14 protein-coding genes are annotated in these 12,089 nt (G+C 39.9%); 9 read left to right on the top strand and 5 right to left on the bottom strand.

All coding sequences use genetic code 11. The annotated features are described in order from the left end of the window. Nucleotides 1-29 precede the first annotated feature (29 nt). Nucleotides 30-545: a J domain-containing protein gene (locus KHB02_RS19625; protein ID WP_241113979.1), complete on the top strand. Its 516-nt coding sequence runs from the start codon at nucleotides 30-32 to the stop codon at nucleotides 543-545. A gap of 8 nt (nucleotides 546-553) precedes the next feature. Here KHB02_RS19625 and KHB02_RS19630 read toward each other — a convergent pair whose 3' ends face one another. Then, nucleotides 554-1,414 (bottom strand): MBL fold metallo-hydrolase, encoded by an 861-nt coding sequence (locus tag KHB02_RS19630; RefSeq protein WP_213145603.1) that lies wholly within the window; start codon nucleotides 1,412-1,414, stop codon nucleotides 554-556. 173 nt (nucleotides 1,415-1,587) lie between these two features. Then, nucleotides 1,588-2,025: a hypothetical protein gene (locus KHB02_RS19635; RefSeq protein ID WP_213145602.1), complete on the bottom strand. Its 438-nt coding sequence runs from the start codon at nucleotides 2,023-2,025 to the stop codon at nucleotides 1,588-1,590. Between the two features lie 244 nt (nucleotides 2,026-2,269). Between KHB02_RS19635 and KHB02_RS19640 the strand changes: the two genes are divergently transcribed. From KHB02_RS19640 to KHB02_RS19665, 6 genes are all read left to right on the top strand, one after another. Continuing rightward, nucleotides 2,270-2,896, top strand: coding sequence for a metal-dependent hydrolase (locus KHB02_RS19640; RefSeq protein ID WP_213145601.1), 627 nt, complete (start codon nucleotides 2,270-2,272; stop codon nucleotides 2,894-2,896). Nucleotides 2,897-2,943: 47 nt separating this feature from the next. After that, the gene (locus tag KHB02_RS19645; protein ID WP_213145600.1) at nucleotides 2,944-3,132 is read left to right on the top strand and encodes a hypothetical protein; all 189 of its coding nucleotides are present in this window, start codon (nucleotides 2,944-2,946) and stop codon (nucleotides 3,130-3,132) included. Between the two features lie 228 nt (nucleotides 3,133-3,360). Continuing rightward, nucleotides 3,361-4,335, top strand: a complete 975-nt coding sequence (locus KHB02_RS19650) for an LCP family protein (RefSeq protein ID WP_241113980.1) — start codon at nucleotides 3,361-3,363, stop codon at nucleotides 4,333-4,335. Nucleotides 4,336-4,438: 103 nt separating this feature from the next. Then, nucleotides 4,439-4,813, top strand: a complete 375-nt coding sequence (locus KHB02_RS19655; RefSeq protein WP_213145598.1) for a YnfA family protein — start codon at nucleotides 4,439-4,441, stop codon at nucleotides 4,811-4,813. Between the two features lie 340 nt (nucleotides 4,814-5,153). Beyond that, nucleotides 5,154-6,632, top strand: a complete 1,479-nt coding sequence (locus KHB02_RS19660) for a flavin monoamine oxidase family protein (RefSeq protein ID WP_420848102.1) — start codon at nucleotides 5,154-5,156, stop codon at nucleotides 6,630-6,632. Between the two features lie 222 nt (nucleotides 6,633-6,854). Then, nucleotides 6,855-8,027, top strand: coding sequence for an MFS transporter (locus tag KHB02_RS19665; RefSeq protein ID WP_213146042.1), 1,173 nt, complete (start codon nucleotides 6,855-6,857; stop codon nucleotides 8,025-8,027). 201 nt (nucleotides 8,028-8,228) lie between these two features. Here the strand turns inward: KHB02_RS19665 and KHB02_RS19670 are convergent, their stop codons facing one another. The 3 genes from KHB02_RS19670 to KHB02_RS19680 all read right to left on the bottom strand — a co-directional run bounded on the left by KHB02_RS19670 (nucleotide 8,229) and on the right by KHB02_RS19680 (nucleotide 10,300). Continuing rightward, entirely contained in the window at nucleotides 8,229-8,855 is a 627-nt protein-coding gene (locus KHB02_RS19670) for an S-Ena type endospore appendage (protein WP_338088312.1), read from the bottom strand. A 174-nt stretch (nucleotides 8,856-9,029) separates the two neighbouring features. Next, nucleotides 9,030-9,584 (bottom strand): S-Ena type endospore appendage, encoded by a 555-nt coding sequence (locus KHB02_RS19675; protein ID WP_213145596.1) that lies wholly within the window; start codon nucleotides 9,582-9,584, stop codon nucleotides 9,030-9,032. 149 nt (nucleotides 9,585-9,733) lie between these two features. Then, nucleotides 9,734-10,300, bottom strand: a complete 567-nt coding sequence (locus KHB02_RS19680) for a hypothetical protein (protein ID WP_241113981.1) — start codon at nucleotides 10,298-10,300, stop codon at nucleotides 9,734-9,736. Between the two features lie 257 nt (nucleotides 10,301-10,557). Here KHB02_RS19680 and KHB02_RS19685 point away from each other — a divergent pair, with 257 nt between their 5' ends. Then, a complete protein-coding gene (locus tag KHB02_RS19685) occupies nucleotides 10,558-10,827 on the top strand; it encodes a hypothetical protein (RefSeq protein WP_241113982.1) in 270 nt (89 codons plus the stop codon). Between the two features lie 436 nt (nucleotides 10,828-11,263). Then, nucleotides 11,264-11,785, top strand: a complete 522-nt coding sequence (locus tag KHB02_RS19690; RefSeq protein ID WP_213145594.1) for an ECF transporter S component — start codon at nucleotides 11,264-11,266, stop codon at nucleotides 11,783-11,785. The last annotated feature ends 304 nt before the right edge of the window (nucleotides 11,786-12,089 follow it).

Raw genomic sequence — 12,089 nt, forward strand, 5'->3', positions numbered from 1 at the left:
TGCTAGATTTTAAAAAAAGCGAGTGAAAAATGATGCTGAATATAAAAGAAGCGGTTGAGCAATTAACCTCGGCTGGCATAGCAGCCAGTGACGATGACGTAATGGCGTGGATTAAGAAAGGCAAAATGAAGGCCGAGATAAACAAAAGAAGAACAACTACCTACAAAATCAATGTTAAGGATCTAATTGAATTTATCATCCAAACGCATGCCTCTCAACTTACTGCACAATTAGAAGAGTCACTTCAAGAAAAACGTGGTCTTACGGAACAAATAGAGATATTAAATACCCGAATACATATTGAACAATCAAAGGTACGCACCTTAAAAAAAATGCTAAACACACAGATTGAAGTCACCGAACCCAGTACTTTTCACTACGGTGAGTTATTGGGATTAAATCAAGACTCTAGCAGCCATCAAATGAAAAAAGAATTTAAGAAACTGCTAAAAGCCCTCCATCCCGACCGCGGCGGGGATGAAAGACTTTTTAAAGTGTTTAATGAACATTACGAGAATCTTAAGCATTTGAGTTCACGAGATTGAGTGAAAATTTATCGTTTTAGTTCATATCCGTTCACAAAATAATCGATCGTTTCAGATTCGTCTTCGTTTAAATCTCGATTGAACTCTCGTACATATTCCGATTTAATTTGTTCTGCATCACCATTATATTTTTCTGTGTAATCGGCCACTGTCTTTAACAGTTGCATTTCGTTGTTAAACTCAGTCCGCGATATTGGTTTCCAGTGGGAAAGGATATAGGTCTCTGCATCAAACTGTTCCAGGATTGCCGCTAGTTCCTTTGTTCGTTTGGTTGTATAGTTCCGTTTGGGAGAAAATATATCAGGATAAATGCTATCACCTAAAAACAATATCTTCTCTTCTTTCATATAGATGACAACAGAATCAGAAGCATGGTCCCCTCCGACATGCTTCAATACACAAGTTACCCCGCCAAGATCGATTTCGAGCTCGTTGTCAAAAACGACTTGTGGCAATGTGATATCTATATTCCTATGATCTGCAAACTCGTTTTTAATGCAGCTGGCACAAAATTGAATTTCTGTGCCTTCCTTCACCCGCTCATCTAAAGCCTCATCCGACCATGCTAAAGGCATTAGTTTTTCTATTTCTAATTTTGTTGCTTTAGAAGAAATCGATACACTATCCTTTAATGCCGAAAGTCCAAAAATATGGTCCCAATGCCAATGGGTTAACACAACCATATCAGGACGGCCGATATTTTGTTCCTCCAGCATTTTTAAAAATAATTGAGCATGTGCTTCCGAATTCCCAGCATCAATCATTAATCTTTTTTCTTTTCCCACGACCATCCCTAAAATCGGTCGATCTGTATCCGAAACAGCTGTCATATACCAAAATGAATTGCCTATTTTATGTATGGTTTGCATTGTAATATCTCCTCGTATATAATCAATCGAATCTAACTGAATTGTACCAGATTTATATAACCAATGTACTTCATGAAGGGCACTTCGAATCGTTTGGTCTTCATCAGTTTATATTGAACCTGACATTAAAATGCCTAATTGCTTTCACAATTAGACATTAAAAGGTAAAACTCTTAAGCTATAATGTTATTTTGCCTTAACAATTGTAGAGCAGTTGGGATATCGGAGACGTTCAGGATGATGGAATTTATTCCACTGTACGCAGCGAACACTACTACCCGAGGGGACAAAGCTCGTAACACGTTTCTTAAGATTCCCGGAGCAGGTGAAACAATGATCTGGATAACTTCTTCTTGACGGAACCGTACACCTGCTCGGCGAAGAGCGTCCCGCGCGATCTGGTTAGCACGGGAACTATTTGAATTATCAGGACCGACAACCATTCGGACAAAGTTCACCCTGCCCATGTCCAACTTTGTAATGGTAAATGCAACTATCGTTACTCCTTGATCCGCAATATCATCTAAAACCGAGTCAAGGACTTCCTCGTTCGCATAAAAAGAAAATTCCTGCCTTAATACGGCAGTAAACTTTTTAGTGTTGTTGCTCATAGATATCAATATCACTCCTTTCCTATCAAACTATAATAGCTTATTCATATAAACAGCAGAGGGACACGTTAATTTGTCCAAATTTTTGAATCAAATTTTTAAAAAATCGTCGCTAGCTAATACTACGCCGCCTAACGTATTTATTCATAAATTATTTATCTGTAAACAGAACAGATGTTTTGGTGTAGAATAGGAATATCTGTTTCTGTTTGACTAGATTAATAATTTTTGAGGTGGAATGAAATTGAATGGTACAGCACATGCAGTAATTGGATCAGCAACAGGATATATTGTGGCTAATACCTATCAGACGTCTCCTTCTGCGACACTCTTGTTTGTCGGATTAGGAGCCGTGTCAGGATTGATGCCTGATTTGGATATTGACGGGAAGCTTCGTGGAAAAATTACACTATCGCATAAGATGGTTCGGCTAGCTGCGATGATCATTGGATTGCTGATGATTTTCTATAGTGTCTTGGAGAAACTGGCGGCAGAACGATGGATGGGGGTCGGAATCGGGCTTTTGATTGTTTTGGTTGCTTCCCTCATTAAGCAAAAACATATGTTAACCATTTCGGGAATTGCTGTTCTGCTTGGAGGGTTATCTTTAGGGGAGCTTTGGATCATCCTATTAGGAATTTACTTTATCGTTGCTTCCTTGACTTCTCATCGGAGTTATACTCATTCCATCTTAGGCGTTGTTTTCTTCGGGATCATTGCTTTCCATTTAGAATCTTCACTTGGAATTCTCGGTGTTTTCTATACCTGTTTAGCTGGTTACATCAGTCACCTGATCGCTGATTTAAAAATCTTGCCATTTAACAAGCGAGGGATTAAACTGTTCTTGCCGCTGACATCTAAGGAACTATAATTAGCGTAAATTCAGGAATAGTTAAAAAATAAACTAGAGGTTATTGAATGAAGGTATATAGATTAAAAAGACAGTTTAATGGATATAAAAAAGGAACTCACTTTTACTTGATTAGTGAATCAGAATTTATCGGAGTTAAAGAATTTGTCTTGAGAACGAAAGATTTGGCGAATCGGATATCCATCAATGAAAGAGAACTTCTTAAGAATTTTATTTTCATTAAAGAAATCTTTTAACGATACACAGGGACAGTTTGGAAGGTATGACTACTAATTAGTCATACCTGTTTTTGTACTATATTAATTAGAAATGAAAAATAAATGTAACCTGATAGTTAAATAGTTGAAAATTATTTATGGGATAATCATTACTTCAGAGCTTTCTAAATTATTCCTATATGGGAGCTTAATAGTATAAAATAAACCATTGATGATAGTATTATTTCAGCCTAGGTGGTGCAAGTTTTGACACGAAAGAAAAAGAAAAGAATTAAAATAAGATGGGGCAGAGTTTTTGCCGCCCTACTTGTAATTGGTATTGTCACAGTTGGTCTCTTTACCATTTTTCAATACATAGAAGGAAAAATTAAAACGATTAACCCACCGCTTAAAAAAGTGGAGGGAAAACATACAATTCAAGATGCAAAGAGTAACCTCGATGAGGTCAATGTGCTTTTATTAGGAAGTGACTCACGGGGAGAAAAACAATCCCGAACAGATACCATTATGATCGCCCATTACGATTCAAAAACACATCAATTTAAACTGATTTCCTTAATGCGCGATATGCTTGTTTCCGTACCCAATCATGGACAGCAAAAACTAAATGCCGCCTACGCTTTTGGCGGTACTGATTTGCTAAGTAAAACGATCAAAGAAAATTTCGGACTCGATATTCACTATTATGCGATCATCGATTTTAAAGGTTTCGAAAAAGCGGTCGACCTGCTTGTTCCAAAGGGAATCGAAGTGGACATACCGTATGAGATGTCTTATGGAATTGGCATGACGTTAGAAGAAGGCAAGCAGCGGCTCCATGGTAAAGAGCTGTTAGGCTATGTTAGGTTTCGACATGATCGTTTAAGTGATTTCGGACGGATTCAAAGGCAGCAGGAAGTGATTTCAAAATTAAAGGAAGAAGCGTTAGGTCCTAAAAGTGTGTTAAAACTCCCAGAGCTAATCGGTCTTTTGAATAAATATTTAGAGACAAATATGAACAGTTCAACCCTTATTGAAATTGGAAAAGACATACTTACGAGAAAGAACAGCGAGATTGAAACTTTACGCATTCCTGAGGATGGCAGTTTTCAAAATAAACGGGATGATGAGCTCGGTGATGTATTGGAAGTAGATTTCGTGAAAAATAAAGAAGCTCTTGAACGTTTTTTGGACGGGACCAGTGATAATCAAAATGAAGATAAAAGCAACTCACCAGACTGATTTCCAAGCTGCTTTTGCCGAAGTACACCAGTTTGTGATTTGACCCAAACTTATTTGAAAAATATAATTCCAATTAGATAGGCTTTTGAAAGGTGTATGTCATTTGATTAAATCAATCGTAATATTTATACTTGCAGGGCTTGCCGAAATTGGCGGCGGTTATCTGGTTTGGCTATGGTTAAGAGAAGGGAAACCATTGTATTGGGGGATCTTCGGAGGGCTTATCCTGGCATTGTATGGTGTCATAGCAACATTTCAATCCTTCCCATCCTTCGGCAGAGTATATGCTGCCTATGGAGGAGTATTTATCGTTCTGTCTATCTTATGGGGATGGGGAATTGATCGAAAAACACCTGACTTATATGACTGGATCGGTGCTGGTATCTGCTTATTTGGAGCTACCGTGATCTTGTTTGCACCGCGCCAAAAAACTTTAAAAAATGAGAAACATCTGAGTGATGTTCCTCATTTTTTTTGAACCTAATTTTCGATTTCAAACAAAATATTTGCGAATCCGAGCAGAATAATTGCGAAATTCCCCTTTTTATTTGCGAATCCCCCTGTTATATTTGCGGATCTAAACAAGTTGCGGCTGCCTCTTCAAGTTATTTGCGCAAATCAGCTATATATTTGCGAATCTCCTCCTTTTATTTGCGAATCTTCCTGTTATATTTGCGGATCAATACAAGAAGAGGCACCCTCTCTTTTAGTTTAAATACATAAATAATTGATGCATCAGAACCGGCCCCATGCATCACACATAGACATCTCAACCAGTGAATAAAATGTATTAATCCTTATTTAAACGAGGTAGTGAGATGCCAATAAATATGAATGGACCAATGACAATATCACCCCAACAAATGATTCACATGATTAGGAATGGGCTTGATAAAACACAAACTCCTAAGCAGATTACCGTGGTCGGTGCGGGCATTGCAGGGCTTGTGGCAGCCTCCCTTTTGAAAGAGGCGGGGCACAAAGTTACTATTTTAGAAGCCAACAGCATGGTGGGCGGCCGTATTTATACGATTCGCAGCCCATTCAGCAATGGACTTTATTTAAACGCCGGCCCTATGCGTATTCCTGATACCCATTTATTGACTCTAGAGTATATTAAAAAATTTGGGTTGCCCGTAAATCCTTTTATCAACCGGACTCCCGCAGACATTCTTTATGTAAATGGGGTAATGACCCGTCTCAGCATATTTGAAAAAAATCCTGAAATTCTAAACTTTCCTGTCCGGCCGAATGAAAGAGGCAAGAGCGCAGAAGAACTATGGAAATTAGCTACAGATCCGGTTGTGCAATTTATTAATAAGGACCCGGAGAGACATTGGCCGCTTATCGAAAAAGAATTTAAAAACCAGTCACTGGGTACGTTCTTGAATTCGTTTCATGATCAATACGGAACGACTTTTTCAGATGGTGCCATTGATATGATTGATGTCCTTCTCGACTACGAAGCTTTTATGGGGATGTCGTTTCTTGAAGTTTTGCGCGAAACGTCGGGCCTTTCAACTAATCGTTTCTATGAAATCACTGGTGGAATGGATCTGCTTCCGAAGGCATTTTTGCCTCAATTAAAAGAGGAGATTAGGTTCAACCAAAGAATCACTAAAATTGCCCAACATAACCAAGGTGTCACTATCCATTCGACTGATCCTCGTACATTTAAAAATTCGACTACCACTAGTGACCTTGCCATCATTACCATCCCCTTTTCTGTTATGCGATTTGTAACCATTGAACCCTACCATTCTTTTTCTTATTACAAGCACAGAGCCATTCGTGAAATCAACTATATGGCCGCGACAAAAATCGGAATTCAGTTTAAGAGCCATTTTTGGGAGAGGTACGGCCAATACGGCGGTAAATCTATCACGGACCTGCCCATTCGGTTCACCTATTACCCGAGTCGCGGGATCGGCACATCTGAACCTGCTGTTGTGGTCGCAAGCTATACATGGGCGGATGAAGCGATGACATGGAATGGTCTTTCCGACGCAGAGCGTATTCAATATGCCTTAAACAACCTAGCTCAAATTTTCGGCAGCCAGGTCTATTCCGAATTTGTTTCTGGTATTTCTTATAGCTGGGTGGATAATCCCCATGCCACCGGAGCGGTTGTAGCATTTGAGCCTGGTCAGGAAAATGAATTGTTTCCTTATATTACAATTCCAGAAGGCAGAGTTCACTTTGCAGGAGAACATACGACACTTACCCACGGTTGGATGCAGGGTGCCATTGAATCAGGCATTCGCGTTGCCCATGAAGTGAATCATCTGCCAATCTAAAAAATTGATGGGTGTTCCCCTATTTTTTACGGGGAACACCCATCTTTTTTTCATTAATCACCAATTGTCCTTCCAAAAAGTGCTTTTACAAATTAAGGTTTGAAAAAGTGACAATTATATGAAGCTGAGATATTATTAAAAAAGGAAAAAATTTGTACCACAAAATATCGCTTTGCAATCGATTGGAGGAGCACACCATTGGAAACAGCATCACAACCCATAATGAAAGAAAAAGAACCCATCTTTCGCCGGGGTGTTTTTACCTTCAGCGGATCACATTTTTTAAATGATTTAGTGACCACAGGTATGGTTCCGGCAATGGTTGTGCTTTATAAACAAGCATTTGACCTAAACTATACCCAGTCTACTTTAGTAGTTTTAATGTCATACCTAACATCCTCTATCTCCCAGCCTCTGTTCGGCATGTTCGCGGACCGTAAGCCTCGTGTCTGGCTGTATCCGGCAGGAGTGTTCTGTTCGATTATGGGGCTGGCTTTAACAGGACTCGCACCATCTCTGCCTTGGCTGCTTTTGTTTATTTCGATTTCCGGTCTCGGATCGGGCGCGTTCCATCCAGAAGCCTCCCGAGCAACCCACCTTGCTTCTGGATCTAAAAAAGCACTCGCCCAAGCTATTTTCCAAGTCGGTGGAAATGCCGGGCAAGCCTTTGGGCCATTATTAGTATCCCTCTACGTAAGTCACTCAGGGATTCAGGGACTCCTATGGCTCATTCCAGTAGCGTTCCTATCGCTTCTATTAACTGGCCAAATTCTGCCTTGGCTGCGTGAAAAATTAGAGACTACTAAACTTCAATCTAAGAAACAAATAACTGGAGACAACAATTTACTGGGAGCTACCCTGCTCTCTTGTGTTATCATCCTGCGTTCCTGGTGCCAAATTGGCGTTGTCGTCTTTTTGCCTTTTTACCTGCACAACCTCACCATCCAACAGTCAGAGATTCTTAGCTTTGTCTTTGTCGGGGCAGGAGCACTTGGTACTTTTGTCGGCGGGGTTCTGGCAGACAAACTTGGCATGAAACGTTTACTGGTCAGTTCCATGCTGCTTGCAACACCGTTTGCTCTTATTTTTCCACATGTACATGGGGTGTTGTCGGTTCTCGTATTGCTCTTGTTTGGTTTCAGTGTTCTTTCATCTTTCTCGGTCAGTGTGGTTTACATGCAGCGCATGCTTCCGAAGAACATTGGTCTGGCCTCCGGTCTTTCGATTGGTTTCGGTGTAGGGGCTGGTGGAATTGGATCAGTGTTTATGGGCGGCATCTCAGACATCTTTGGGATCGCGACCGTTTTCACCATTCTCTCGCTGCTCCCGCTTGCAGGCTCGTTGATCGCGGTCTTTTTACCAAATGATCGTATGGAAAAGAAACTGGCTGCATGATTACATGAGAAAAAAGATTTCAGCAAAAAGAAATGGCCCAGTCCACTTTACTGGGTCATTTCTTTTATAATATAGAATTTCTATTTCCACCCACACCCAGGATTGACCTACCCGGTAAAAGTGAAAAGGCTAGTTTTTTTAATTGTCATTTTTAAAAAAATAATACATTCCTTTTTCATTATATCTAGGCTGTTCAAATCTTTAGAAACATGCTCTTGAAGCACAGTACTCTAAATCGAAAATGATTTCGCCACTGCATATGGGTGGTACCGGAAGTTCTAATTCATTCGGAACACATTTAATATCCAGCATGGTTAAACCTTCCACAAAAATGGGAACGGATGCCCCTGGACTGACGGTTGCGACTACATCAGAACCAACCCGGTCTGACACACTAACCTTCATAGAACAACCGCTGGTCGGGTTCCCTGTATTGGTAACGACAACTAATCCGTTAAATTCAAAATTAGTTCTACTGGTAAAATAGTTATAATATTTATTATCACATGGTTGCGAAACAGGTTCACATTGTTTAAAGCATCTTAATTCATTTCTTCTCCTGCACAAATTAAACCCTTTTACAGTATCTGGACACTTTTCTTTTTCGTGATCACAATGTTCTTTTTTATGATGGCACTTTTCTTTTTTGTGATCACAATGTTCTTTTTCATGATGACACTTTTCTTTTTCACGTTCACAGTTTTTTTGTATTTCACAAGCTTCATAATGATGGTGTTTCTTTATAGGTTCTCTAGAATAGCCCCTATAACTTTTTTTACAAGTGCAACATTCTTTTTCCTTACAGTCACAGTTTTTTTCTTCCGACATAGAATTCAATTATTTTTCCCCCTCTAAGTTTTCCTTAGATATTCCCATACTTTCTATATATGTCTAATAGGCAATTATCGTACAGGCTATTTAATCAGTACAAACATCCATTTTCGGTGGAGAGGGGGATAATGAATACATACGTGTTAGAAAGAATGATAATCTCTTACTCTTTTAAAAACATACTGTTGCAGCACAATATTCCAAATCGAAGCGGATTTCACCACTACAAATGGATGGAACTGGTAGTTCTATTGGATTTGGAACACATGCAATATCCAGTGAGGTTAAACCTTCCACAAAAATTGGTACGGATGCACCTGGACTGACGGTTGCGACTACTGCCGCTGTCCCTGCTCGATCTGTCACACGAACTTGCATAGAACAGCCGCTAGTTGGATTCCCTGTATTGGTAACAACAACTAATCCGCTAAATTCAAAATTAGTTCTGCTGGTAAAGTAGTTATAAAATAAACCATCGCATGGTTGAGAAATAGGTTCACATTGTTTAAAGCATCGTAGCTCATTTCTCCGACGACATAAATTAAACCCTTTCACCTTCTCCGGACATACTTCGTGTTGATGATTACAGTGGTTCCGCATTTCCCCCATTGCATAATGATGGTGTTTCTGTTCACATTCTCCGGAATGGACCATATGCCTCTTTTTGCATGTGCATTGTTCCTGTTGTCCGCAGTTACACTTTTTTACCTCCGACATGAAATTCATTTAAAATTTCCTCCTTGATTTTTCAACTTTTCACACTATCAATGTATGTCCTATTGAACTCTTGGTACAGGCTAATCAATCAGTATATACATCCATTTTTAAAACAACCTATTGAATGAATAGAACCTTGGAACAGTTTGTACTGTAAACTAGATCGTTGGCGCAGGAATCGTTTGCGGAGGAACAGTGAATCCAGTGATGGCACATAAAGAGAAGACGCAAATCTCGGTCGGATTGATCGGGGCATTACCCAAGAATACCAAGCAGTCTCTTACTGCTAATACATAATTAGGGAGTGGCGTTGTGGGATTGGTTACTAACCCTCTGATAAATATATTGACTTGTAGTCCGAAGCTGGCAGCACACATCAACTCTTGTCCAATTCCCTCGGCACAGCTTGGACAAATGCACGGCTGATTCTTACTGCAATCGTCGTCTTCAGTGACCGGTGCCGTAGCATTGATTTGATCCAGCAGAAATTGAAAGACATCAGGGGAGGTATTGGCAACGCAAAACCCTGCGACATCACATAATTGCACTCTTGTATTTGGTACTGCTGTGGCAGGACTTCTAAAGCTGACAGTAGAACAATCCACTACGTTCGTGATAATTTGACCTGTGGCAGGATTGGACAATGTGCTGCTGACGCTAAAAAAGATATCGATTGGATTGGAAACTGTAGCTGTCGCTTGTAGCTGTCGAACGCTATTTAACAAATTAGCAAGATTTCGGACGCAACAATTGCAACATGAATCTTCATTACACTGCCCGCAATCGCAATTTTCCATAACATGACACCCCCTCTCGCAACGTTTTCTATTCTTACGCTTCTTAAAGAATTCAAAATCCGGGAAAATAATAGGCTGGCAATCTCCACACTTTACATTCAAGGTGACCCCATCCACATCTATCGGAGTGGAAATGGTTTGGTTGTTGGTCATCGTTTGATCCCCATGTCTTTGGAGTTGGAGCTGTGGACCTTGGGTCTGGTCTTGATCTTCTGTTTGGGCTTGTACCTGTGAACCTTGGGTTTGGTGTTGATCTTCCGTTTGGTTACCTTGCGTTTGAGGACCCTGTGTTTGTTCTTGAGATTGAGGTCCTTGCCTCTGACCTTCTTGAATTTGATCTTGCAGTTGAGGACCTTGCGTTTGTGGACCTTGCGTTTGTTCAAGTCCACCTTGTTCTTGTTTCTGCTGTTGCTCCTGTTCCCCAATCGATTGACATGATGGATTATGTTCAGTAAACGTTTGGTTACAAGGTTCTTCCGGAATAACCAGGTCTGAAGAATAGGAAGTTGGGCATGTGCAAAACTGTTTTTGTTTATAACACCCATTGCAGTAATCATACCCATTACCATTAGAATAACTCATAAGTTTTCCACCACCTTTCTATCTCATCATATGCAATAGTAATTGCCTTTGTATGGACAGGCATCGTTTGTGCCAAAAATGGGTAACCCATTTTTTTATTTTTGAATGAGTTGGAGGAACACTTTACTCATATTTTGGTTTTTACTAAGGTAATTAAAAATCAAAAAAACGGAAGTGCAAGAAAAATGGGAATAGCCGCAACCCCTTTCTTCAACCCAAGTTTATAAATGTACAAAAATTATCTTTTCTTCAAATAGATTTACGTATATATTTAAATCTAATACTTTTTTAGAAAAGAAGAGGTTAAATATGAATACGACATTTTCAACAACAGAATCAACAAAAACAAAAGCCATTGTCATCAGTGCACTTTTCATTGCCTTAACCTTCGTAGCCACGATGTTCATCAACTTAAGGCTCCCAATCATGGGGAACGGTGGTTTAATCCATTTGGGTAACGTTCCTCTTTTTATCGCAGCCTTGGTTTACGGTAAAAGAACCGGAGCCATTGCTGGGGCGTTTGGTATGGGTTTGTTTGATATTGTCTCAGGATGGGCATTATGGTCACCATTTACCTTTGTCATCGTAGGTACAATGGGCTTTGTAGTCGGTCTCATTGCCGAAAAGGTACCCGGAAAAAGAGTACTTGTATATTCTCTGGCCGTTGTAGCTGCACTAGTCATAAAAGTTGTAGGCTACTATTTCACCGAAGTCATCCTCTACGGGAACTGGATCCAGCCATTCGGCTCCATCCCTGGAAACATCATGCAGGTCGTAATAGCAGGCATCATTGTAGTCCCTCTTGTAGGACGCTTAAAGAAAAGAGGGTAACATGGTTCATGGGGACGGTTCGAGACTACTGAAAAACAATTCCTAAGAACGAGGATTAAAGACTTTTTTCCCCTTCTGGTCAGACAGTCCTGTCTTTAAAACGACTTTTTAGACATTTCGCACTGTGGATGTCTAAGTGTATTTTAAATAGCTTTTATTAGACATTTCTGGCACCATTCGATGGCAAAATGTCTTTTAAATGGATTTTATTGGACATTTCGAACAGCAGCCCATGGCAAAATGTCCCTTAGACGGTTTCTATTGAGGTTAGTCTAAAAAGTGGACACGTAAAAATGAGATTTAG

Origin of the sequence: Neobacillus citreus (genome assembly GCF_018343545.2) — a bacterium.
GTDB lineage: Bacteria > Bacillota > Bacilli > Bacillales > Cytobacillaceae > Neobacillus > Neobacillus citreus.

What these genes read in the sequence shown, in the direction of transcription:
- KHB02_RS19665 (WP_213146042.1), top strand. Translation starts at nt 6,855, where the DNA reads ATGAAAGAAAAAGAACCCATCTTTCGCCGGGGTGTTTTTACCTTCAGC.
- KHB02_RS19660 (WP_420848102.1), top strand. Translation starts at nt 5,154, where the DNA reads ATGCCAATAAATATGAATGGACCAATGACAATATCACCCCAACAAATG.
- KHB02_RS19625 (WP_241113979.1), top strand. Translation starts at nt 30, where the DNA reads ATGATGCTGAATATAAAAGAAGCGGTTGAGCAATTAACCTCGGCTGGC.
- KHB02_RS19630 (WP_213145603.1), bottom strand. Translation starts at nt 1,414, where the DNA reads ATGCAAACCATACATAAAATAGGCAATTCATTTTGGTATATGACAGCT.
- KHB02_RS19635 (WP_213145602.1), bottom strand. Translation starts at nt 2,025, where the DNA reads ATGAGCAACAACACTAAAAAGTTTACTGCCGTATTAAGGCAGGAATTT.
- KHB02_RS19675 (WP_213145596.1), bottom strand. Translation starts at nt 9,584, where the DNA reads ATGAATTTCATGTCGGAGGTAAAAAAGTGTAACTGCGGACAACAGGAA.
- KHB02_RS19690 (WP_213145594.1), top strand. Translation starts at nt 11,264, where the DNA reads ATGAATACGACATTTTCAACAACAGAATCAACAAAAACAAAAGCCATT.
- KHB02_RS19670 (WP_338088312.1), bottom strand. Translation starts at nt 8,855, where the DNA reads ATGTCGGAAGAAAAAAACTGTGACTGTAAGGAAAAAGAATGTTGCACT.
- KHB02_RS19645 (WP_213145600.1), top strand. Translation starts at nt 2,944, where the DNA reads ATGAAGGTATATAGATTAAAAAGACAGTTTAATGGATATAAAAAAGGA.